The organism is Eisenbergiella tayi, from assembly GCF_001881565.1.
GTDB lineage: Bacteria > Bacillota > Clostridia > Lachnospirales > Lachnospiraceae > Eisenbergiella > Eisenbergiella tayi.
Genome location: NZ_MPDJ01000004.1, coordinates 578,092 through 600,902, shown reverse-complemented (window position 1 = coordinate 600,902; position 22,811 = coordinate 578,092). Strand labels below are relative to the sequence as shown.

Below are 22,811 nucleotides of genomic sequence, written 5' to 3'. Positions count from 1 at the left end.
TTTTGAATAAATAAAGCTATAAATTGGAAATATTATCATATTTTATTTCTGTTTTATACTTTTTGACTAAATAGAAATCTCGTAGTCGCAACTACCATATCCACCACTACCTTCTTCAGATAAATATATGTACATATATATTACCAAGGTACTATTATCAGTATTTATTGTGTAACTACCATTTGCTGTAAGAACGGATACTCCATTTACCATAACATAAAAGATAATATTATTGTTAGGGCCATATGGTAACGAAAGATTAGAAATTTTTATTGAACTTCCATTTGGAATACTACTATATGTTATCTCGCCTAATCCCGCTCCACCTCGGGTTCTTCCGGCCTTAAGATGACCCTTAATAGGTATGCTACCCAATTTTTTTGGAACTGAATCAGCACCTACCACATACTTTCCACTAGAATCTTCATAAAAAGATAATCCTCCTAAATCGCTATTTAATTCACTAACCAACGCCGTACTAGCCGCAATTTTGTCACTGTTCGATTCTCGTGAACTGGAGATGCCATCGATGGCACCTAATTTGTCCTGAGCCGTCTTTCCGTCATCGAATTCCAGTGTATTTGCCTTTGTCCAATGGGACACAAGCTGGAATCCGGACGATGTTAAGATGTACTTTTTAAATTTTTTATAACCTGATGCAATACTCATATTATTTTCCTTTCTTAGTATTCTTTATTCCAGAAAAACTTGCCTTCCATTTCTTCAGAGGAAGGTTCTGTGTCTGAATAAACATTATAAATTTCTCGGTTTTTCCCTGAAAGCTGCTGCTCGATAAAAACCAGTTTCTGTTCTATGAAATTGAAAAGAGAGGCACTAAATGCCTCCAAGTCGGGACGGTTTTTGATTAGATCGGCGGCACTGGCCGGATTTCCGGTTTTCAGAAGCGCTTTATGCTGATCCGATATGTCCCGGTTACGCAGGCGGGCAGCGCTGCGGGGGATGTAGTTAAAATCTTCATTGTTCATGAATGCCTCCGTATTTAGTATTCGGCGAACCATTCGGTTCCCGGTCCAAAATCACCTTCCGGTTCTGTCTGATCTTCTGTAATGACTACTGATTGTGTTAAGGATGCAGTCTGCCAGAGATCGTGAAGGCCCTGTTCAATTTTGTTTATGCTGTCCATATCTATGATATAGGGCTTCAGGAGCTCGTGATTTTCTTCAAGCAGGCTGGAAGCGCCGGCATAATCTTCCTGGTCCATGTATTTATAATATTGCAGGACAAGGGGGACGACAGATGAATCTACATCTTTATAGTTTGATAACTGATAAGCCAATATTTCACCTCCTTTCTATCGTGGAATCTCATAATCATAAAGGAACGGATGAAAACGGTACATGGTTATGGAGGTAGTGGGAACGGTGCCTCCCAGATTATGAGATATGTTTTTTATGATATATTGACAGGGTTCCCTGGTATCCTGTTTCTGCCAGGTCACTTTTTCAAATACATCCAGCCAAGGGATGCAGAGGGTTGTTATTGTGACAGCATCGTTCCAGGAAGAGGTTTTGATATTGTCATAGATGGCGTTTTCTATCGCTACGGAATCAGATTGTATATTTTCATATTTATCTCCGGTTTTGACATCAAGTACGATGCCTATCTGCTGAATTGTGAAGGGATTATCCGGCTCCACGCGGAATACAATATTTTTGCAGTTGTATCGTTCCGTAAAATACTGTTTGGTGTATACAGGATCATCCGGGGACGCCGTAAGCACGCATACGGCGTGAGGCTGATATTGGCCAAGATAGTAAAAACGGCCTGTGGAATCCACTTTTTTGTACAGCAGTACATAGGTTTCATCTTTGTGCATGGTTCCCTTTGCAACCGGGGTAGTGGTATTCTCGTAATAGATCGGAACAGGAGAGAGGCCGTTAATCTGTAACTGCATTCCGTCCAGGCTGTCGGCGTTCGGAATAAAGGCGATGTAATCGTTGGATACATATTTATCATATTCCGTCAGCTGTAACCGGTAGGTATTTCCGGACATGGTGCATTCGGTAGCCATTCTATCGATGTCATAAACGGAGCCGAGAACTTCTGTAACATTCCTTATATTTTCTATATCATAGTCTGCGGATTCTCCGCTTTCCGTTATTACTGATTTGAGAAAAATGTTATCAAGTGTAATCGGATCATTTTCGCAGGAAGGGATCCCATGGCAGCAAAAGTTATTGTATACATCGAAATATTTCTGGATATATGGGTAAAGTCCGGTGATCTCATTGATTTCATCCGCGGCCATGCAGCCTATATTGAATTCCAGATCATAGGGGAGACGGTTCCAGTCGGGATTATCTTCCCGATATTTTTCATAGTCCGGGTTATTAGACTGCATACCATAAAATTCCCCGATATCATCAATTATGTAATTCTCGATTCCTCCCTGCTGTTTCACCACGACAGAAAGGACATCCCGGAGCGTGGATTTATTTCCATCCTCGTCCTGCACCGGAATTTTGATAAGGGGAGAGCCGCCTATCTGTCCGTTTCGGGTTCCGTTCAGTTTGGCGAACCAATCCGATACGGTTAAGGACAGGGTGTGGCTTGTGCTGTTATATTGGGTATTGGAAGCGGTAATCAGATAAGTGCCGCAGGGATACCATAAATAATCGTTGTTAAGAATGCTGTATATACCGATTTCAAATTTGAAATCCAGTCCGAACCAGCTCTGTATTTTTTCTTCGATATTTGTATGGAATTCTTCCAGGGTCAGTGTAAAATTCAGTGTGCGCCGGATATCGGATTCTCCGTTTATGCCATAGGTTCCCGCCTGGGAAACCCCGTAAAGGACATCCACAATCTGGCTGCCCTTCATGACGCTGAAACGGTATTTGTAATCCAGGGATCCCTGGCTGAAAAGAAGCTTGTCTTCTTCGGTTATTGTATATCTCATAAATCACCACCATTCCACGCCGACAGGACTTAAGCCATTGGTATATAAAGATTTGGGATCCCTGACATCACCGATTTCTGCAAACTGGAAGGTGATTTTCCGCAGATCCTTATGGCCTTCTTCCGTATCGGTGGGTGTCCCTACAATTTGAATCATCCAGATACGGCCGTCATCCCATTTGAGAATTTTGGGCGTTTTATCTGTCAGATAGTCAATAAAATCCTTTCTGAGCTGTATGCCGCCGGACAGGTCAGCCATGCAGTCCTGTGTATCTGTTTTGAGGAAAACACCGGTTACGGTGCCGGTATCGTAGTTATAGGCGCCGTTGCTGACAACCTTGGCATATTGGCTGTTTAAAAGGGGAACGGCCTCACCGGAAACAGTTCTGGTAGTATCGCAGCCGTCAAGGTTATAGACAGTTCCTATGGCATTATTCTGGTTGACCAGGAAAAATCCGTTAAAATCAGAGTGGACTTCTCTGGTTATGTAGCTGTTTTCAATACCGTTGCAGGTGGAGGAAAGCATAAATTCATAATCCGTGTTTCCGCGTGCATAACGGTAGAAGTAAAGCATTTTGAAATCTTCAATGGTATTGATATCTTTGGTATGGATGGTAATCCAGTCCATACTTCCCTTTTCACGGCATTTCACGATCATAACGTCGGTATTTCTCAAGCTGAAGCCGGAGTTGCCGGCATCGAGGCTGTCATCGAAGGGAGCACTCAGCAGAGTATCGCCGTTCCATTCGTTATGGGTGCTTTCGATGGTTTCCTCCGAGTTTTTACTGACATACAGATGATCAAATGTGCCGTTGGTGAGTTTTATTTCTGTGACAGGACTGACATGAACGGCGGGCGGATCCAGAGTGTGGGAGCCGCTGAAAAATGTGGTTCCAAGAAATAGCATAGTGCGTCAGTCTCCTTTCAAATGTCTTCGGTTACGGTATCTGCTTCATAGTAGATGTGTAAATCATAGAGTCCCTTTTTATAACTGATTTCAAATACTGTGGTATAGAGGTCCTGATAATCAGTGTCTGCAAGCATGATCAGGTTATTTTCCGTATCGGCGAGCAGGAAGCCCTGGGTATCGGCAAGACAGGATTGAGGAAGTTCTGCGAAAACATGATAAGCTCCAAGGGTTTTCCCATAAGGAACATGCAGGACTCCATAATAAGCTTTTCCCAGTTTTTCAACATGGATATCAAGATAATTTCCTGTTTCCGGACAGCGCATTTTGAAAAAAGCTGAGTTCAGTGGTAGTTTTCTGGCTTTGACAAATACCTTAAATTCGTCGGTTATTTTAAATCCGGCATTGTAGGTCAGGGTGTTGTCACTGCCTATGATCAGTTCGCTGTTTTTAATGGAATAGTTGTCATTATCGATTTCATAGCCGATATCGATGACTCCGCTTTCCAGAGTAATACTGCCGTTTTCAGGATGGTTTTTTGCTTCGAAAAGCACGTTGGCGGGCATGACAAAATACTGGATATTGATTTTTATATACCCGGTGTCGACAGAAAAACCGTGGACAGTGGTTCCGGTAGCTCTAATATAGTATTCGCTTTCATTTTTCAGCCCATAGAATGTATGGCTCATATCGGCGGGATCATATTTATGGCTGGAGGAAGCTGCCAGAGATTTATCATAGTCATAAAGGTAAAATTGAAAATCCTGGAGGGGTTCGCGTTCACTCTGAAAATAATGAAGTGTTAATTTCGGATTTGCTGTATGAAGGGTGGCAGTATCCTGCATATCTTCAAAATAAAATTCAGGTGTCGTAAAACAATAGAAGAGTACGGGAGCGGAAAGGGCGGATTCGTTGCCGTAAGCATCAAAAACCTGGATCCGGACCTGATAGGTTTTCCCGGGAACGAAGGTGCCGCCGGGGAAAACATGATCCAGCCGCATCCGGTCCTGTTCGGAATCATATACGGTCTGATAGGTATCGTTATCCAGAACGACAGCGCGGTTGCGGACGGTCTGGTTTCCGGTATAGGTAAAGGAAACGGAATAGTTATACTGAGGATCGAAAGCATAAATGGGATGTATTAAGGGAGTATTTAAAGTCGCCATAATATCCTCCTTAGTATTCCTGAAGCCAGTAATTGTTTAAGGAAAGCCCGGAAGGTTCGGTCTTGCTTATCGCTTCTTTTAATACGCCGCCGCTTAAGGTGGCGGCTATGGAAACATTTCCTGAGAGGTTGGTGGAGACGGAACCGCTGACATCGCCGGTCAGGGAGATGGTCCGGTTAGCGGAAAGCTTGGCCGCACTGGCAGCCGCTCCGCCCGGAGTATCTGAGCCGGCATAGTTGTGGGTATGGGATTTGGCGGCGGCGTCTGTAATGCCGTATCCGGCCAGGGTGGTAGGATTAGTTCCGCTGGTTACGTGTCCCTGGGCATTTACGGTAACACTTTTATAGGTTCCTGCGGTTACACCGCTGTTTGGGTGGACGTAGGAAGTATTCCATTTATCTACCGATTCCTGGGTGATGGAATCGAGAACGCCTTTATTGGCATGGGTATGGTTCTGGCCCGAATCAATATCGGCTGAGGTAAGATAGCCGGCATCATTGGTGAACTGGGACAATTTGGTGGGCATATCGGATATCTGGGCGACGACATGGGTGTGGGAGGAGGGCGGAAATGCAGCAGGTTTATTTTTGATGTAAGCGTCTGAAGAGGTATCACTTACATTCCAGTCCGCCTGTACATTGACCTGTGCTCCTTCCGCCACATCCGCAAGTTTGTCGAGCATGGTCTGGGTAAGCTTATCCAGCGTGCTTTTGTTATTGTGTACATGCTTTTTGCTGCTGGTGTCGTTCCATTCTGTCCGTTCTTCGTTTGAAATGTGTCTGCTGTTGTCAGCTTTATGAACGTTTACGCTGTCTTCCAGTTCTTTTCCGGCGGAACCTTCAAAGACCGTTCCGGCTTCGTTTCCGAAGAGAAGATTGCCGGCGGGGAGTTTTGTGTTTTCGTCCAGGGGGGCTATGCCGTTTGCGGCACCTATGTTCTCCTGGTGTGCATAATAGGTATTGATGTCATTGTGCCATTTCAGATATTGGACCAGCTGTCTCAGAGTTCCTTTCCGGGTGGTATCCAAATCTTCTATGATTGTGATGTCAGAATCCTGAAGATTCTGCGCTTCGGGTAAATTTTTCAGTTTTTTATAAGGGATTGACATATATTCACCTCCATGAGTGAGGATAATCTGTTACAATTTTGCAATTATCACCTTCCGGTTAAAATCGCCGGAAATGCAGTAGACAAGGCATTTATTTCCGGGAACAAAAGTAAATGCGGTTCCATTTTTAATATCGTAACGCTGCTGGTTGACGATGACCTGGCAGGTCCCGTCACCGTTGTCTTTTTGTATAAAACCTTCATAGTCGTATCTCGCATTGTTTAAAGTATCGGCAATTGCCCTGGCGAGAACGGTAATTGCCTTTTCATCGTATTTTTCCATAATTTAAAAGGGTATGCATGAACTGCATACCCTTAACTGATTACCCCCTTTTTGATAATTCCTGTTTGATTTGGGTCGGCAGCCGCATGACGATTTGTCTGGAGAGTGCGTCTGCATTCTGGACATTTTCAAGGATGACATCGCCGATACTGACATTGACGAGGCTGTTTCGGTTATCATTTGATAAGAACTGCGGTGCCATCGGGGATGCGAAGGAATGATCCAGAACGGTATTGCGCAGCTGCAATTCGGGCAGGGGAGAGAGGGAATTCCCTATGAATAATCCGTTTGAACGATTGGCGGCTGCCCTGTTTTTCGTCCTGATTAAGGAAAGAGTCTGGCTGTTGTTGAGAACCTGGTCCCCGGGGCGTAAATCTGTCAGTGTCGGAGATGAAGTGATTTCGTAGGTTCCATTTTTATGTATAATAGTTTCCAACTGGTTGTATTCAGATACCAGTACATTTCTGGCGCCATTGAAAACGCCGCCTTTTGCAGCGGCTAATCCTGCGGCACTTGCACCAGGCGCTGATATGTTTGTGTCTGAATTCAGTGTAGGGATAACGGCGGCGATATTTCTCAGGTTTTCCAGGATATTTGAAAGCACACCGTTCAGTTCCTGCCATTTCTGGATCTGGGCAGGAATTCCGGTTTCCTCATCCAGCGCGGCCTTGGATTGGACAGACATTGCTTCCAGAAGGGAGCCGGAATCTTCGCCGGAGCCTTCCTGGCCTTCGGATGATTTTTTCTTGCCGGAAGAAGAGCCTGCAATGGCTTCTTTGGCTTTGTTTACGCTGCCTGCGATGCTTTGGGAGGAGTTATCCGAGGATTCTTCGCCGGCAAAAGCATCCGCAACGTTGTTGAGCATGGGAACACTTTCGTCTTCCAGGCTTTTAACGGCATCAATAAAGGAGACGTTGCCGCTGGCGGAGCCGCCGGGAGAGGATTTTGTACTTTTATCTGTTCCGACGGATACACCGGTGCTTCCGATGACTGAACCTGTCATCATGCCTGCAGCGGCTGCAACGTTTTCGAATTGGTCGATTACGGTTGAGAGCGAGTCATCCAGGTTTGCGAAGTCTATACCTTCGCTCAATTTTTCCATATAACCATGGGTTTCCTCTAAAAAGCTGGGCAGATCAGAGACATCTACGCCGGCAAGGTCGGATAAGGAGGAGAGCATCTGAGAATTACCGGAAGAAATATCGGCAAGGATACCCAGATAGTGTTCTTTTACTTTTTCAAAAAGCTCTTCGCTTGTCAGCTGTGAGATATCATCCGGTGAAATACCCATGGATATCAGCTGGACATTCAGTTCAAGCTGTTCTTTGAGATCCTGAAGTTCTTCCCAGCGGGACTTGACGTCTTCAGCGCCTTTGATTTGTGTGTCCCAATAGGATTCTGTATTGGAAATCAATTCTTCATAATAGGCATCAACCTGCTCTATCTGATCATCGATTGCACTCTGCTGTTCTTCCAGGACTTCTTTTTTCTTTTCCAGGAGAGAGATTTCTTTTTCAATATTGGCAATACGGATTTGATCCTCGGCTTCTTTGACTGCCTGCTCCTGATCGCGGATGGCACCGCTGTCAGTTTGGTAGATGAAGCCTTTCTCTTTGCCGCTGTAGACGAATTCGGTACGCTGGTTGCGGAGCCTTTCAAGCTCGTATTGTTCCTTTTCAAGGTTTATGGCATTTTCACGTGCTTCGTTTTCTTCATTTATGGCATCGATTTGGGCCTGTTTGGAGTCTATTTGCTTATCAATTAGTTTGATTTGCTCTTCAATAGCATCTTTTTGGGCCTCGAGCGCTTTCTTGGCTGATTCCTGCTGTGATTTCAGGGAATCGACGGCGGAATCTTTTTGATCATTAAGGGATTTGATATGCTTATCGATTTGTTTGACGACACCGGAGATGACGGACTTGTATAGATCGAGCATGCCGTCGAGGTATTCTTTTTGGTATTTGTTGTATTCATCGATGTATTTATCTTGCCCTTTGTAATATCTTTCATACATAGCCCGGAGAGCATCAAGGTATTGCTTTTGACTGATTTTGTCGCGGTCGCGGATGTCTTTGAGCTTTTTGTATTGTTCTTCGAAGGCAGTGACGTGGGGGTCAGTGTCTTCTTTACCTGCAGTACCGGCTGATTTCACGTTATTTGAAGCTGATGTGTTACCAGTATTAACATTAACATGAGGTTTTAACTTCGCGACATCTTGCTTTAGTTGTTCGCTAGCTTTCAGTACTCTTTGCTCAGCTCTTTGTGCTGCTGCGTCATCACCCATTTCAATAGCTCTATTATAATCGGCTTTTGCACTTTGCAGCAAAGCTAAAGAACTTGATGTAACACCAGCAGCTTCAGCCAATCTGAGAATATTATTTATATCTTCATCACTACTTATTACTTTTGAATTGAGCAATGATTTTTGCAAATAGAATAATGCAAGAGCTTCAGAACAATTATTGGCAGCAAGCTGTTCAACACCAAACTTAGCAATTTCGGAACCAGTTGCATCGGAAAGTTCTTTAGTTCTCTTTGCTAGAAATTGTTTGGAAGCAATTAATTCTTCGTTTTTAAAATTTAATGCTTCGGCAACAAGTGTCTGAGCATTTGAAACCCCCATTTCTTCCAATTGTTTTTCTATGGAATCGGCAGTAGTTTCATTTAACTGATCCATAACATCAGTACTGTAAAGATAAGATGTTGCTAAATCATTAAAGGCTTTCTGTACCTGTTCGGAAGTTGATTTACTATTTGTCAGTATAGAGAAAAAATCTTCAAGTTCTGATGTATCAAAAGAAATACCTAATGATTCATCAAGGTTGCTAAAAGTTGAACGCAAATTTTCCAGCATATCATTATCTATATTTTCTTTAGTAAATCCATCTGGGGTAAAAATCTTTTGATACGCATCAGAAAGAGAATCGAACTGTGGCTTTAGTTGAGTAGATATTAGCGAAATAGTTTCAGAAATTGTAGGTAGGGGACTACTTTCCGATGATATACTGCCTTGGACATAACCTAATTCTATTAATTTGTCTATTAATAATTGAGTTTCATCTTCAGACAAGCCAAGGACATTAATTAATGAACTGAATGCTTCTTCGCCCGGTGCAATAAAATCATCATTAAAGTTAAATGATTTTAAATCAATATCACTAAGGCCACGAAGTTGTTCGGCATAATTTTGTACAGTCGTATCATTTTCAAATAGTTGACCGATATTATATGCTTTTTCGGAAGTACTATTTACCTCATCAAAAATACCTTCAAATACTTCTGATGAACCTTCCACCTGTCCTGTAACACCTTGTATGGACTCCTTAATTGAATCAAGATTCGCTTTGGCTTCAGAAACGCCTTCTCCGGATGCCAGAGCAGCGTTATAATCTTTTACAGCTTGAATAGAATCATGATATAAAGGACGAAGAGTATCATTACGCATAATCTCTGCATTTACAAATTCATCATATACCGTTTTATATTCCTGTAATTCATCGGTCCAAATAGTTCTTAACTGTGATGATACATTACTTGTTATATTTGTAACATCAATCCCATTTTTATCTCCGAAATTTCGTAGATCTTCTGAGAATTGTTGAAGCAAGTTATAGACTGATTCTGCATCACCTTGAACTTGTAGAGTTGAGCCTTTAGTAATTGCTCCAGAGGCAGCATATCCTACTCCACTTTTTTGTGAAACCAACTTTATTGAACTATCATAGTTATTAATAAAATCATTTAATTTATTTTGTTCATCAGTTAATGATGCATAAAAAGGTCTGGTAAAATATTGACCAAGATTATATGTTTTCTCTTCAGATAAAGCTTCTTTCGCTTCTTCGTACACATCTCTATTCTTAACTGTATGCTCTATTGCTTTTTCTTTTGATAGTTCTGTTAGAAGACCTAATTGATCTTTGTATTTCCCATTTACTAAATCAAGATTTGATACTTCATCACCATAGGAATCAACTAAAGATTCTTGTATTCCTAATAATTGTTCTTTAATTGAACGTGTTTCATCTGCGGTCAGGTTGCCCCTATCTAATTCTGTTTTTAGTTCCTTATATTTTTTGATTTGAGAATCCAAAGATGACTGTTGTTCTTTATAAGTATTAGATAACTCAACGGCATTTTGCCTTGCTTCTTCTTGTGCATGAATCCATTTGCTTATTTGGGAAACTACGGCAGATATGGCGAATGAAACACCAGCAGATAATGCCATTTGCATTGCTGAGGTTGCAATAGATAATGCAATTGTAGAAGCTTTTGCACTTAAAAGATATTTAATATATCCACCTACAGATCCTGAGGCACCGTTTAATGAAGATAAATATTGTTTGAAAGATGACTGACTTTCACCTAAACTTTCACCATAATTATTTTGAGAGGAAATAGTCTTAGATTGAAGAGAATTATATTTTGTTAGTTCTTCTTGTAATTGTGAATACTGTGAAATTAATTTACTTATATCTAATTTTTTGGAACTCAGACTAGTATAATTATTGGGAATTATTGAGTGGAATTTGAAATATATTTTCTTGATGCATTTATTTAATAATTTTTATTTACTATCATTTAACTTATATATTCCTAACATACAATAAAGACAGAAAGTAAAGTCTCTGCCTAATAATTTCACTGTATTGCTCAGCGCTAGTCCCGAATGTCTGTTTAAGCAGCATCGTTTCATATACTGCTTATGAGGATGTCATTACTGTGGGGATTCCGCTCGAGTGAGACGGCTTTCCTGCTGACCAAATGAAACTCACGCATTTTTACGATTCTGAAATTGTCACCAATAACAGAAGAGTAGCAGAGTATTAACATTTTTCCCAGGCATAGAATTATTAACCATGCACCTATTCAGGCCATATACCTCATTTAACTTAATGTATTTCATTAAGCGTAATATCTAAAACTTATCTTTGATAAGAAACTTTATTACTGTCGGCATATTAATATGAGGATTAACTTTTTAATCCTACCGACATTTTTTATCCCTGCGAATAAACCGCCGGCAAGTGCTAGAGAACCTGCCGGGCCCAGAGCATCTGTTAGCTTGTTTATCATTTCCAATAATGAATTCAGAGCATTAATACCAGATATAATGGCATCAGAATCTGTAATATTTCCGACTGTATCCGTCCAGGTATTTGATAATCGATTGAGACTGCCTTCCCAACTATCTGCAGAACGAGTAGCAGTTTCCATAGCACTGCCGCTGCCATTGGCGTAATCCGTTAGCATTTGATCGAAACTATCCATATTCTGGAGAAGAGCATCTAACTCTTCTGCTTGTTCATTTCCGCCAATATTAGTGAGAATTTTTCCTTTCAAGGAATCATTTTCACCTAATCGATTATAAGCATCCGATAGATCCCGAAGAATTGAAATAGGATCCCGTAGCTGTTCTGAGCCATTGACCATTTCTGTCATGGAAACATGAACGGAATCCAATGTTTTTACAATTTTGGAAGAGTCGGTATTTTGTAAGTTGCCAAGTAAGGAATTGATACTGTTACCAATTTCACTTCCCGTACTGTGTGTGATGGAACCAATGGTTCCTATCATGGCCGATAATTCTTCAACTGAGATCTGATAACCAGATGCGGCAGTCCCAATTGTACTCATTGCTTCTGCCATATTACTCAAAGAAACATTATTGTGTGTTGCAATGTTGGTTTGACCGTCCAGTACTTCATTTAGCTTTTTAGCCTCTCCATTAAATTTATAAGCCGCGTTTAAAGCCAATATATATTTGTCGGCTGTTTCTGCAGTCATATTCCCTGCGGCTTGAGCAAGAAGAGATTGTTCAGCCAGGTCAGTTCCTTGATTTCCATTATAACCGGAGTTAGCCATATTCTGTACTCCGGATAAATAATCTGATGCTTTTTTCCCATAGGTACTGGCCGCTTCGAAAGAGGTTTTACCAAGCTGTGTTAGCTGTTCTTTTGTGAAATTTCCCGATTTCCCTATATTAGTGAGAAGGGTATCAATACCTTTTAATTCTTTTAGTGATTCTTTGACTTGGGTGACGATTGTGTCTTTGATTTTTAAAGAGGAGAGTTTGTTTATGGCACCTTTAAATATATTACCTAAATTTATTCCTGACTGACCAGTTGTGATTGCCTCCATTTTTAATTCTGAAAGATTTTTCTTTAAAGTAGAAAGATCAGATTCATCATCAACTTTATTTATTGCTTTTCCTAGTTCTAAAAATTTTCCCTTTAAGTCAGAACTCATTTTGGCATTGTTTTTCAAAAACTGATCAAGGTCCGATTGTACTTCTTTCTTTGACTGAATCAGTTTTTCAGGTACCTTTTGCTTAGGAGTCATCTTTTCATGATCAAGACTGCGGCCAAGTTTTTGGGCTTGTTTTTCTAAATCCCCTTCATTTATTTTTATATTGATTCTTATCTGACTTTGTTTTTGCAACCTTTTCTGTATATTTGCTAATTGTTGTCTGATTATTTTTTCGGATTTTTTTTCATCTAGCCTAGCTGAGATAGATAAGCTATTGTCATTTCCCATAAACACCTCCTGTTTAGGAATACGAATCAAGCCGCACTATTCCGCGGCTTCCATTTCCCGAAGCTTTTGGGCATCATCGTGTATCTTTTCGTACATTTTATCCTTGAAATCAGGGGCTGCCACCATTTCTTCCATAAACTTCAGTACGGTATCCATGTTTTCTCCGCTAAGGTTATTCTGTAATTCAGCGGTATTTCCAAGATAAGTGTGAACAAGATTTACAATTTCCTTCACTTCCTCAGCAATATCCGCCCCATTAATAATAAGAAGCGTAAGAGCATCCCTGCGCAGTTTTCTCAGCTTCCAATAATTCTTTATTCTTGTTATCATAAAACTTCCTCATTTTCTCATATTTATTTACAGTTGCCAGTTTGTGATCACCGAAGCTGCTCAATCGCCTGCTTTACCTTATCATAACCCACCATGGCACCTATCCAGTTAGCGATTCCCATAAGCGGAATATAAGTAATATTCAGAGGAGCAAACGGTATTTCGGTACTAATATAATAAAGAACAGTACCTCCACAGCCCACAAGCAGCGCAATAATCAGCACAACAATATTGGACGCATAATGAACATGCTGTTCATCCAGGAACTTTTTCACCGCTTCCGTCACGACAGCCGTCAGAACAGCAAAAGATGTCAATAAAAATAAAAAGGTTGTTATGTTCATAAATTCACTCCCCTCCGGCGGAACGATTGCCGTCCCTGTCCGCTGCATTTTCTGCCTGTCCGGTATCCGGCCTGTTTTCCAGCCAGTATTTCCAGGCAACCTTGGTTTCCGGGATAAAATAATAGGCGATCAGTTTGCCGCCATAGCCTTCATCGATCCAGACAGGCTGGACTCCGAGTTTGGCATAAGTTATGATCTGTTTGATATTACAGATCTTGCATAAATTCGTTTTCCCATATACTTCGGTTACATCTTCAAAGGTTTTGTATTTGATGTTGTCCATCTCCTTTTCGTAAAAAATAGGGATACTTGAACCACAAAAAATATTGTGAATCCAGGTATCCCTGTCGCGGCTGTCCGGCTCTTCCCGATTCCGTATTTTCTTCTCCGGAATAAATCCGGACTTCCTGAAAAAACGGAACTGGGAAAAGTCGGACAGCCGCCGCTGTCAATCCACAATATGAATAATAAATCCAAAGCCGGAGCATGGCTGTAAGCCGCTCCGGTTTCGGAAAAGCAGGGCGGGAGACCGGCTCCCGCCATTTTGGCAGATTATTCTGCTTCGTCAGAAAGCTCCACGAATTCTGCAAAGTTGCCGTCCTTGTCCTCCAGAAGATCGAAGGTCATGGTAATGCTGGCAGGATCACCGGCAGAAGACTGGGAAAGGGAGAAGTTTCTCTGAGGCTGAGCCTTGTAGAAGATCATCTTATAAGGAGTCAGTACCTCGTTGTCATCCTTCTCAACGGTATCCATGGTAATGTAGTAAGCCTTCGGCAGCTTGCTGTTGTTGATGGTAATGCGCTTTACGCCGCTTGCTTTTGTAACAACATAGCCTACTTCATATTCAAGGCCGGTTTTGATATCTTCTGCGTTAGCAGCTGTGAACTTGTTGTCTGCAAAGGCACCTTCGATTTCTGCTCCGGCAAAATCACCTGCTTTATATACGAAAACGCTGCCGGGCATCGCGTTGTCCGGAACCTTCAGGCTGCCGTCCGCGTCTGCTTTGACTGTGGCTCTTTCCGGATATGCCGCATCAGTCTCGATCACGCCTCCGGAGATCAGGGAGTACAGTTCAAACGGATAAACCTGTGCTTCGATGGTAATGGTTCCTTCGATGGGATTTGCAAAAGCAATCCTTTTCACGCCTTTTGCCGTTGCATACACGGATTCCCCGGTGAGGGCCTGTGTAGTTGTGTTGGCAGTTTCGAAGAAGAGTACGGGTTTTCTGTCAAGGGAACGAATATCTACATCACAAACCTGTCTGTTAGCTTTATTAATATTGGGCATAATAATCCTCCTGAGTTTTTATAAAATAGCAGTCCGTCTTTTCGGCGGGCTTTGGTTACTGTTTGATACAATCAAACCATTGTGTGAAATCGACCTTATTGTCCTTGTTTCCCCATGCCGCAACAGACATTTTAAGTACGTCAAAAATGGTGTTTTGCTGCATGCGTGCGAACAGGTCATATACTTGGTAAACTGTCAGATCCCAGATGTTCAGAATATTGATGGAACTGTGATAAGCCGCAACGGCTGAAATAATGTTTGGCAGTTCCAGTTTGGGATCACTTTTGGCTTTTTTTTCGTTGCCTTTTTTTCTTTTATTCAGTTTTTCTATAATTTTGGCCGCCGCTTTGTTTTTGGCATTAGAGGTATCCATAGCATCTTTTGATACGGCATTCAGCTGTAAAATAATACTCTCGATTTCGGGAAGCAGCTGCGGGGTGATTGCACCGGTGGGCGTATCCGTTTCTTTTTCATAAACCATAAAGGCATGGTTTTCCTGTGAAAAAGAAAGAGTTTCACATAGGAAAAAGGAGAGTGCCTGGTTCAGCTGTTCTATGATTTGGGAGTCAAAGCTGAAGATATCCAGCGCCTGAATATGTACCTTGTCCTGCTCCGGCATTTGTTCATATTCGTCACGGATTTTCAGGATAAGCTGTTTTTCAGATTCCGAATAACCGGCAAAATAATTATCTCCCAGTTCTTTCAAATTTTTATAGTAGGAATCGATATCAAGAAGCAGCATGGACAAATACATATTGTAGGTGCTGAATTTATTGGGCAGGGAATCAATTTCCCTGAGAGTGGGAGAGCGTACACTGCACAGATTCAGCTTGAGTGCAGACGGGCTTATCAAAATACTGTAATCAAGGTTCAAGATGCATTACCCCTTCGTTTTAAAATCAGGTACGGTGAAGACCATCTGTCTGCCGTAGAAGCGGCTGTCCAGCACGCTGCTGGTTACGGATTCCAGGCGCAGCTGTCCGATGCCGAACTGGCTGGAAGCATGCAGCTTTCTTTCAATCATATCGGCAAGGATATCGGGCCGTGTGCCGAGAAATCCATCCTTTTCATACGGCATCTGATCAAAAGGGGAGTAGGCCCATGCGGTTATTCTCATATCCTTTATCATGCCGGTGGGTATCTGAGGGACATCGACTTCGAAACAAAGGCAGGTTTTGGTTTCAGCCTGTGTATTTATATAGAGATAAGGGAAAATCTGACTGTACGGGAGGCCGTTTGCTTCGGCTTCCGTAAAATCCTCCTTATTGAGCAAAAGCCCGCAGATATCGGAATCTTCAGTCAGCATGGAAAGTAGTCTGGTTTTGTATAAACCGATATCGTTTACGATAGATTTTTTCATAAGCTTTTATGGTATCCTTTACTGAATTTACTGACAGGAGCAGATGGTGATTGAGCGACGGTACTGCGAGAGCAGGTTTTCCGCGTTTTCGGATTCTGTCATATAATAGGTACGTCTGTGGCGTGCAACCGTGTGGTGGATATCACCTCCGGGACCCTGGCATACGCCGTTTGCCGCCAGATAATCTTTTTCCTTGCGGGAAATTCTTATAATGGTAAGGACCTTCTTTCTTCTGTATTTTCCGGAAAAGGAGGGGCCGGCGGCGATACTGTCAGAACAACAGCACCGCCGCCGGTTAAGATGTGAAGAGGATAGTACGGCTGTATGGGGGAGCTGCAGCCGGAATATATGTAAGCTTAAAAGCCGGCAATAAGTGATGGGCATCGGGGATATTCATTGACATTTCCATTTTTCTGCGCAGTGGGAAATGGTTTGAGAGTCTGTTACTCTCTCATAATAAACACGCTGTGAAAGGCTTGAGAACGCAGAAAAAATGGTAAAAATCGAACACCTGTTCCGTATTTTTGCTTTTTAAATAAAATTTGACAGAAAAGCCTCCTTATTTTGACGGTATAAGGTGTTAAGCATCCGCCTTCCATATTTTATGCTGTATTTCTTTTTGCAGTGGGGGTTATTGTTTTCTTCTGAAACGTCCAGCGCAATTTCTATCAGCCTGTTTATGGTTTTCATGTTGCCGATTTTAATCTTTTTAATAGAAGAGATGAATTCGTTTGTCACTTCGTCAAATTCGGAGATAAAGTCTTCTTCTTCGAAACGGTCATGATTCCGTTTAATAAAGCTGTCATAATCGGAAACAAGCTTCTGGATTTTACTGATCTGCCGGTCATTCGCCTTTCCGTCCAAATGGCGGATGAATTGTTTGGTCGGGATCGTGCTTTCCTGACTGGCACTCTGGATCTTGTCCAGCCAATACTGAAGCCAGTTCATGGGACAGACCAGCTTCGGATTGATCCTGTCGTTGATTTTCGCTTTTTTGTCCCGGCTTTCTTCATAAGGGACATCCTTGCCCTTTTGGGAAACGGAAATATTTTTTACATATTTAATAAAGAAAGGATAGTCTTTTTTCTCGTCATGAAGCGTGGGGTTCATGCAGGGCATTTTTTTAATGCGTTCGATTTCCGACAGGGCGTCCACCTCATATTCTCTTTTGCAGCCGTCAATGATGACCTGGGCGAGGACGGACAGGATCACGAAGTTATCATGTAATTCCCGGTTGGGGGAGGTCCAGTAGTAGGTGAGGGCCAGCTGGGCCAGATTGCTGGATTCCCCGATACCGCGCCGGGACAGGGCGAATTTGTTATCCATCCGGGCGTACTCAAGGGGGGTTTTGCGATAGGTTACCCCGCTTTCCTTCAGGCGGTTAACGATGGTGGGGAATTTTTCGTAGCAGATCCCCGCATATTTGACAAAGGTGGGATGATCGGTCACGAAGAAAAAATCCGAATCGTGATCCAGGCCGTTGCCTCTGTCCTGAATATCGGTGCCGATACAGTTTACGACGATGATATTGCTGCTGAAAGGAAAGTAGGCCTCCATTTCCGGGCTGTAATGATTGTGAAGGTAACAGATATTGTTGGGGGAGTTATGGGGGGAACGGAAAGCGCAAAGGAATTCCCCGTCACCAAAACGGCTTGTATAGCACTGGATGGTGCCATCTTCATGCAGCAGGGTGGGATCCTTTTTCCAGTCGCCGCCGGCCGCATACAGAAGAAGGGCATAGGGATTGCTGCAAATAGTCAGGTTGTCCCCGTTGACCATAATTTTCCCGCTTCTTAATTTATTGACATATGTCCGTATGATCTGCCTTTTTTCATACCGGTACCATTTACTGTCTGCAAAAGCAGGGTTCTTTCGGTATAAATCGGCCATCATTTCATAGTGGTTGACCTCGTTGGCATTTTTTCTGAGAAATTTTTCAAACTCCTGATCGTCGGATTTCAGTAATTCCACATAATTTACACTGTAAGCGGCGATATCCTTCACGTCATCTTTGGTGCAGGGGAGGGTGTTGAGCATCTGGTAGCTCATCTGCTGGACATCTCCCAGCTTGCTTTCATGATCGGTTTTAACGATTCCGAAGCAGGAACCGTCGGCATTAACCTTTCTGCACCAGTAAAGATAAGCTTCTTCCGGAGTATTTCCCATCAGCTCCATGAATTTGATCCATTTGACGGCATTGTGAGTGGTAATAAGCTTGATGTCCTTTGCATTGTGCCATTGGCCGAACATATCCTGTATGCGCCAGGTATTGTAATCAAGGCCGTTATCCCTGCACCAGTCCTGCATAAATTTTTGAATGGAGCATTTAAAGGCACAGGCTTTAAAAAAATGATTCCGAAGCAGCGCCATACCGTTGACCCATTCCGGAAGACAGGAGGCTTCCATAAGCCCCATACCGTCCCACATGGTATTTTTGACATCTGTTTGCTCACAGGCGACGACACATTTCTTTTTGAGGGAAGGGACTTTTTTGAATACCTTATTGTATACAGGATTTCCCTGCAAATCCAGGTTACCTTTATCCAGAGCACGCTGCCTGGCTTTTTCCGTGGCGGCCTCGTCCACGCAGCGTTCGAAGCCCTCATAATCCTCGGCTTTGACAACGTTGGCCATAGTCGTGAAGAAGCTGTCCTGATCCTTCAGAATCAGAATGTCTTCTGCCGGGATGAAAAGAGTATCCAGGATTGTGCTTGTCGTGAGCGGGGCATAGGCGGACAGCTCCACAATTTTGGCATTTTCCACCGGCATTTTTTCGCCGAGGCCCATGGTCAGCCAGTCATATGCGGCGTCATACAATTTTTCATTCAGGAACATGACCTGGCCCAGCTTGGCTTTTGAACTGTTCCGGTAGAGCATTCGATAGTGTATGGTTTCTTCCTTTATAATATTTCCCTGCCGATCCTTAGTGGGATAGGTAACTGAAACCCCTTCCTGGTAAAAAAGCTCCCTTATTTCTTCCTTGCTCTTTTTCACGTATTTATATTTATTCTGTTCCACTTTTTCCATAATGCGGCGGATGTTTTCCCGGGCGGCCTCATCATCGGCCTTATTTAACAGATCGGTCAAATGCTTCCGTTCTTCTTCGTAGGAACGGGAACCGAAGTCAAAATCAAGGCAGATGATATCCTTTGTACTTTGGCCTTTCGTTATTTTCATCCCGTTTTTCTGAAGAAAAATGCGGAACAGACTGTGGTTAAATACGCCGGTTGTGTAGTCGTAACGGTCCCGGATGCCCAGATTGTAACCATACAGAGTACCGGCTTTAATATTCAGAATTTTAATTCCTGTTTCGTTCATTTAAGTTTCTCCCTTCCTTATTAAAAATGGCAGTGCAGGTTAATCATGCGGTGATCCTGAAAATCACTTCTCATTCGTGCAGGGCAGTTCGGTTCGTTTTTCCCGGTACAATTGCAGGGAACGGGCTATCCTGTCGGTGATGTGGGAAGAAGGATATTCGGTGCTGAAATCCGGTGGGCAGATGCTGCCGGCGTATTGCCGGTGGAATTCTTCACGTGTGGGGACGGGGGGATTGTTATTTGCGGGAAGATAAGTGATCATGTTGTTCTTTATATAATTTTGCTTAATTTGTATTTTTATTTGAGTCATTGTTCTGCCTCCTGTTGTGAAATTTGAGTAACATTAGTGGGAATATACTCTATTTCTCCATTCGGGGAAAAAACGGGTGGTTCACAGCCAGGGAGATTATGGCCTCTCGTTTGCATCGGGAGCGGATGTTTTTTCTCATTCCGCCTGTATCTGGTCAGGGAGCGGTTTGAAAAATACCCGGATGGAAGGAGAAAGCTGCATGGAAAAGAAAAGTCGAGTCCGGTTAATGGGACATGGGATATAGTAAGATATGGAATATAAAGGAAGAAAAAGAATTGAAAAAACAGAACGTATGTTCGAATAAATATTGACAAGAACATATGTTCGATATATACTCAAGCTATCAAAGGGAACAAAAAAAGACCAATCCTCAAACGGTGTTGGCGCACCTCGGATTGGTCTTAAGCACATATTACATAAGCCCTTGCCCTAAAGCAGTAGGTTTATGAAGTACAGCAGAAGCTATACATCTGCATTATTACATAACAATTGTTGTATAGTCAAGCACTTCTGCAAAATTCCCTTTTACTATAAATTAACGTTCGGCTGTGAAATGAAAACAGCCAAACGTCAGCTTTACATACCCCTGTTCGGAGGCAGTACTGAAAGGCCGGATTCCGTCATTATCCGAAGCCTTTTCTTAAGTTTACGCTTATCCGGCAACAGGCATTGAAATGGAACAATAGTTTATAAGGATTTATTTCGGAGGTGAATTCATGGATAATACGCCTTTATTAAAGGAGTACTATGCACAAAATGCGAAGAAGATAAGAAACATGGTAGATAAAATCCTGTCCGGCTTCGGCGGAGTGACACAGAAGGATTATGATGATTTTTATTCCCTGGCGAATGAGGTTTTTGTGGACATGCTGCGAAGATATGACAGGAAACAGAGGTTTGATTCCTTTCTCTACAGCTGTCTGTCCAATCGGATAAAAACAGAAGTCACACGCAGAAACAGGGAAAAACGGAAGGCGGATCTCAACTCTGTTTCACTTGATACGCCCATAGGAGAGGGGGATACGGTGCTCGGAGATATCCTGGTATCGGATTTTCATATAGAAAAGGAAGCGGATAAAGAGAAAGCTGTTTTTTCGGAGGAAAGGATGGCTGCCTATTTTAGCGCATTATCAGATACCCAGCGTCAGATTGTTGAACTGAAAATGGACGGATTTACGAAGCCGCAAATTATAGAAAGACTGCGCATTACGGAAAACAGTTATAAGATAAATCTGGAGAAACTGAAGAATTTCGACAAGGTTCAGCTCTTACTTCGGGGGAAAAAGAAGGATAAGAAATGTGTGGAGGAGGAAATTAATATGAGTCAGATATTAACGCAGACAGCAGAAAAAAGTAAACCGAAAAATTACCAGGTATATGCCATCATACAGAGAATGTATGACTATTCCATCCGTTTGGATCATCCGCTGCAGCGAGAATCCGAACAATGGAGCAATGTGATGAGGGGGAACCTCATATCGGATATCCTCCAGGATAACCCGATTCCTCCGCTGGTCTTTGCAGAACAGGTGATAGACGGAGTGGTGATTATCTGGGCCATTGACGGGAAACAGCGCTGTTCCAACGTGGAAAGTTTCCGTAGAAATGGCTTTCGGATCAGCAAAAATGTAGAGAGGTACCTGATCAAATACCAGACGGCGGCAGAAACCGAGGACGGAAAAATTCTTCTGGATGAGAACGGACTTCCCCGATATGAGGTGAAGGAATGCGATATCAGAGGGAAATGCTATTCGGATCTGCCGGAAAAACTGCAGCGGAGCTTCAACGAGTATAATTTTGAAGTGACACAGTACCTCAACTGCAGCAATGAGGATATCGAATACCATATAAGAAGGTACAATGCCTCCAAGCCCATGTCGGTGGCCCAGAAGGGAATTACCCATCTGGGAGAACAGTATGCCCGTATTGCAAAGGCAATTGCGGAGAAGCATTTCTTCAAGGATAAAGGGAATTACAGGGTTTCGGAGTTTGCCAACGGGACAATGGACCGGGTGATTACCGAAAGTGTGATGGCTATCAATTTCCCGGAAGACTGGAAGAAAAAGAATGAGGATATCTGTACATATCTGAAGGAAAACGCAAGAATAATCCACTTTAATACATTTGAAGAATATATAGACAGGCTTGACGAGGTGATAACACCGGATGTATCGGATATGTTCAATTCCAGGGATTCCTTCCTGTGGTTCGGATTATTCCACCGTTTTGCCCGTCTGGGAATGGATGATGAAAGATTTGTCTGCTTTATGCAGGAATTTAAAAACAGTCTGCACAGCAGAAAAGTATCGGGAGTATCCTATGATGATTTAAAGGAAAAATCCACAAAAGATAAAAATATTGTAATCCGTAAGCTTAACCTGCTTGAGACACTGATGGATGAATTTCTGCATGTTAAGAAGAAGGAAACTGTTGAAAAATTCGATATTACCAGTGAAAAACTGCAGCAGTTTGTGGACGAGTTCAATGAAAGCGATATTGTAAAGATGATCCGGGTACGGCCTGAAAAAGAAAAAATAAAGATAGCGGTTCAGTCTCTCATGGTGGTTTCCGGAAAAACACAGCTTTCCGACAAGGCAGTCAGGGAATATATCGAAAGCAATTCTTTTGATGATGATGTTATTTATGATACCCTTTTGTATCTTGGCGCGCTGAACGACTGGACGCTGAATGTGAATAATAATTCCAGGCTTTTTGAACAGGGAAATCTTCCGGCTTTGGTGGGAGTGGTGGCCTATGCTTACAGAAATGATATTGATGACAGTATCTGCGTTGAATGGCTGGAAAGGTATGTGGAAAATTATGATACCGGGCACAAAACCCCGGAAGACGGCAGGAAGAAGCTTACGGAAATAATCACGGATTTAAAACATTTTGTTTCCTATAAAAGGCACAGAACGGCATAGCTGTTTTGTCCTTCTAAAAG

20 protein-coding genes are annotated in these 22,811 nt (G+C 42.5%); 2 read left to right on the top strand and 18 right to left on the bottom strand.

Annotated features, from left to right (window positions below; genetic code table 11):
• Positions 1-66: 66 nt before the first annotated feature.
• The 9 genes from BLA28_RS17285 to BLA28_RS17245 are packed head-to-tail and all read right to left on the bottom strand — an operon-like array spanning position 67 to position 10,610.
• Positions 67-669, bottom strand: a complete 603-nt coding sequence (locus BLA28_RS17285; RefSeq protein ID WP_071699264.1) for a hypothetical protein — start codon at positions 667-669, stop codon at positions 67-69.
• 14 nt (positions 670-683) lie between these two features.
• The gene (locus tag BLA28_RS17280; RefSeq protein ID WP_069158307.1) at positions 684-986 is read right to left on the bottom strand and encodes a hypothetical protein; all 303 of its coding nucleotides are present in this window, start codon (positions 984-986) and stop codon (positions 684-686) included.
• A 14-nt stretch (positions 987-1,000) separates the two neighbouring features.
• Entirely contained in the window at positions 1,001-1,297 is a 297-nt protein-coding gene (locus tag BLA28_RS17275; protein ID WP_069158306.1) for a hypothetical protein, read from the bottom strand.
• 15 nt (positions 1,298-1,312) lie between these two features.
• A complete protein-coding gene (locus tag BLA28_RS17270; RefSeq protein WP_069158305.1) occupies positions 1,313-2,920 on the bottom strand; it encodes a DUF5048 domain-containing protein in 1,608 nt (535 codons plus the stop codon).
• Between the two features lie 3 nt (positions 2,921-2,923).
• A complete protein-coding gene (locus tag BLA28_RS17265) occupies positions 2,924-3,826 on the bottom strand; it encodes a hypothetical protein (RefSeq protein ID WP_044969319.1) in 903 nt (300 codons plus the stop codon).
• Between the two features lie 17 nt (positions 3,827-3,843).
• A complete protein-coding gene (locus tag BLA28_RS17260; RefSeq protein WP_069158304.1) occupies positions 3,844-4,992 on the bottom strand; it encodes a hypothetical protein in 1,149 nt (382 codons plus the stop codon).
• Positions 4,993-5,002: 10 nt separating this feature from the next.
• Positions 5,003-6,100: a hypothetical protein gene (locus tag BLA28_RS17255; RefSeq protein WP_069158303.1), complete on the bottom strand. Its 1,098-nt coding sequence runs from the start codon at positions 6,098-6,100 to the stop codon at positions 5,003-5,005.
• A 30-nt stretch (positions 6,101-6,130) separates the two neighbouring features.
• Positions 6,131-6,382 carry a hypothetical protein gene (locus tag BLA28_RS17250; protein WP_069158302.1) on the bottom strand — a complete coding sequence of 84 codons (252 nt, stop codon included), beginning with the start codon at positions 6,380-6,382 and terminating at the stop codon, positions 6,131-6,133.
• A gap of 40 nt (positions 6,383-6,422) precedes the next feature.
• Entirely contained in the window at positions 6,423-10,610 is a 4,188-nt protein-coding gene (locus BLA28_RS17245) for a hypothetical protein (protein WP_141702955.1), read from the bottom strand.
• On the opposite strand from BLA28_RS17245, the gene BLA28_RS33825 reads away from it, so the two are divergent.
• Entirely contained in the window at positions 10,579-10,740 is a 162-nt protein-coding gene (locus tag BLA28_RS33825) for a hypothetical protein (protein ID WP_169897264.1), read from the top strand. The two genes, BLA28_RS17245 and BLA28_RS33825, sit on opposite strands and share 32 nt — an antisense overlap.
• Positions 10,741-11,329: 589 nt before the next feature.
• Here the strand turns inward: BLA28_RS33825 and BLA28_RS17240 are convergent.
• The 9 genes from BLA28_RS17240 to BLA28_RS17195 all read right to left on the bottom strand — a co-directional run bounded on the left by BLA28_RS17240 (position 11,330) and on the right by BLA28_RS17195 (position 19,867).
• Positions 11,330-12,919 (bottom strand): phage tail tape measure protein, encoded by a 1,590-nt coding sequence (locus BLA28_RS17240; protein WP_069158300.1) that lies wholly within the window; start codon positions 12,917-12,919, stop codon positions 11,330-11,332.
• Positions 12,920-12,955: 36 nt separating this feature from the next.
• The gene (locus BLA28_RS17235; RefSeq protein WP_009252190.1) at positions 12,956-13,249 is read right to left on the bottom strand and encodes a hypothetical protein; all 294 of its coding nucleotides are present in this window, start codon (positions 13,247-13,249) and stop codon (positions 12,956-12,958) included.
• A 47-nt stretch (positions 13,250-13,296) separates the two neighbouring features.
• A complete protein-coding gene (locus tag BLA28_RS17230; RefSeq protein ID WP_242880625.1) occupies positions 13,297-13,593 on the bottom strand; it encodes a hypothetical protein in 297 nt (98 codons plus the stop codon).
• Positions 13,594-13,597: 4 nt separating this feature from the next.
• Positions 13,598-13,876, bottom strand: coding sequence for a hypothetical protein (locus BLA28_RS17225; protein ID WP_069158298.1), 279 nt, complete (start codon positions 13,874-13,876; stop codon positions 13,598-13,600).
• 269 nt (positions 13,877-14,145) lie between these two features.
• The gene (locus BLA28_RS17220; RefSeq protein WP_009252193.1) at positions 14,146-14,880 is read right to left on the bottom strand and encodes a hypothetical protein; all 735 of its coding nucleotides are present in this window, start codon (positions 14,878-14,880) and stop codon (positions 14,146-14,148) included.
• A 55-nt stretch (positions 14,881-14,935) separates the two neighbouring features.
• Positions 14,936-15,754, bottom strand: a complete 819-nt coding sequence (locus tag BLA28_RS17215; RefSeq protein WP_069158297.1) for a hypothetical protein — start codon at positions 15,752-15,754, stop codon at positions 14,936-14,938.
• A 6-nt stretch (positions 15,755-15,760) separates the two neighbouring features.
• Complete coding sequence (locus tag BLA28_RS17210; RefSeq protein ID WP_009252195.1) at positions 15,761-16,240, bottom strand: hypothetical protein; 480 nt, start codon at positions 16,238-16,240, stop codon at positions 15,761-15,763.
• Between the two features lie 531 nt (positions 16,241-16,771).
• On the bottom strand, positions 16,772-19,558 hold the full coding sequence (locus tag BLA28_RS17200) for a hypothetical protein (protein WP_069158295.1): 2,787 nt from the start codon (positions 19,556-19,558) through the stop codon (positions 16,772-16,774).
• Positions 19,559-19,621: 63 nt separating this feature from the next.
• Positions 19,622-19,867, bottom strand: a complete 246-nt coding sequence (locus tag BLA28_RS17195; protein WP_069158294.1) for a hypothetical protein — start codon at positions 19,865-19,867, stop codon at positions 19,622-19,624.
• Between the two features lie 716 nt (positions 19,868-20,583).
• On the opposite strand from BLA28_RS17195, the gene BLA28_RS17190 reads away from it, so the two are divergent.
• Entirely contained in the window at positions 20,584-22,791 is a 2,208-nt protein-coding gene (locus BLA28_RS17190; protein ID WP_069158293.1) for a sigma-70 family RNA polymerase sigma factor, read from the top strand.
• The last annotated feature ends 20 nt before the right edge of the window (positions 22,792-22,811 follow it).

Bases quoted from the DNA above. Each gene is read 5' to 3' on its own strand.
- BLA28_RS17190 (WP_069158293.1), top strand. From the start codon at position 20,584: ATGGATAATACGCCTTTATTAAAGGAGTACTATGCACAAAATGCGAAG.
- BLA28_RS17235 (WP_009252190.1), bottom strand. From the start codon at position 13,249: ATGATAACAAGAATAAAGAATTATTGGAAGCTGAGAAAACTGCGCAGG.
- BLA28_RS17200 (WP_069158295.1), bottom strand. From the start codon at position 19,558: ATGAACGAAACAGGAATTAAAATTCTGAATATTAAAGCCGGTACTCTG.
- BLA28_RS17230 (WP_242880625.1), bottom strand. From the start codon at position 13,593: ATGAACATAACAACCTTTTTATTTTTATTGACATCTTTTGCTGTTCTG.
- BLA28_RS33825 (WP_169897264.1), top strand. From the start codon at position 10,579: ATGGCGAATGAAACACCAGCAGATAATGCCATTTGCATTGCTGAGGTT.
- BLA28_RS17210 (WP_009252195.1), bottom strand. From the start codon at position 16,240: ATGAAAAAATCTATCGTAAACGATATCGGTTTATACAAAACCAGACTA.
- BLA28_RS17260 (WP_069158304.1), bottom strand. From the start codon at position 4,992: ATGGCGACTTTAAATACTCCCTTAATACATCCCATTTATGCTTTCGAT.
- BLA28_RS17270 (WP_069158305.1), bottom strand. From the start codon at position 2,920: ATGAGATATACAATAACCGAAGAAGACAAGCTTCTTTTCAGCCAGGGA.
- BLA28_RS17285 (WP_071699264.1), bottom strand. From the start codon at position 669: ATGAGTATTGCATCAGGTTATAAAAAATTTAAAAAGTACATCTTAACA.
- BLA28_RS17250 (WP_069158302.1), bottom strand. From the start codon at position 6,382: ATGGAAAAATACGATGAAAAGGCAATTACCGTTCTCGCCAGGGCAATT.
- BLA28_RS17245 (WP_141702955.1), bottom strand. From the start codon at position 10,610: ATGGCATTATCTGCTGGTGTTTCATTCGCCATATCTGCCGTAGTTTCC.
- BLA28_RS17280 (WP_069158307.1), bottom strand. From the start codon at position 986: ATGAACAATGAAGATTTTAACTACATCCCCCGCAGCGCTGCCCGCCTG.
- BLA28_RS17255 (WP_069158303.1), bottom strand. From the start codon at position 6,100: ATGTCAATCCCTTATAAAAAACTGAAAAATTTACCCGAAGCGCAGAAT.
- BLA28_RS17225 (WP_069158298.1), bottom strand. From the start codon at position 13,876: ATGGACAACATCAAATACAAAACCTTTGAAGATGTAACCGAAGTATAT.
- BLA28_RS17195 (WP_069158294.1), bottom strand. From the start codon at position 19,867: ATGACTCAAATAAAAATACAAATTAAGCAAAATTATATAAAGAACAAC.
- BLA28_RS17265 (WP_044969319.1), bottom strand. From the start codon at position 3,826: ATGCTATTTCTTGGAACCACATTTTTCAGCGGCTCCCACACTCTGGAT.
- BLA28_RS17240 (WP_069158300.1), bottom strand. From the start codon at position 12,919: ATGGGAAATGACAATAGCTTATCTATCTCAGCTAGGCTAGATGAAAAA.
- BLA28_RS17220 (WP_009252193.1), bottom strand. From the start codon at position 14,880: ATGCCCAATATTAATAAAGCTAACAGACAGGTTTGTGATGTAGATATT.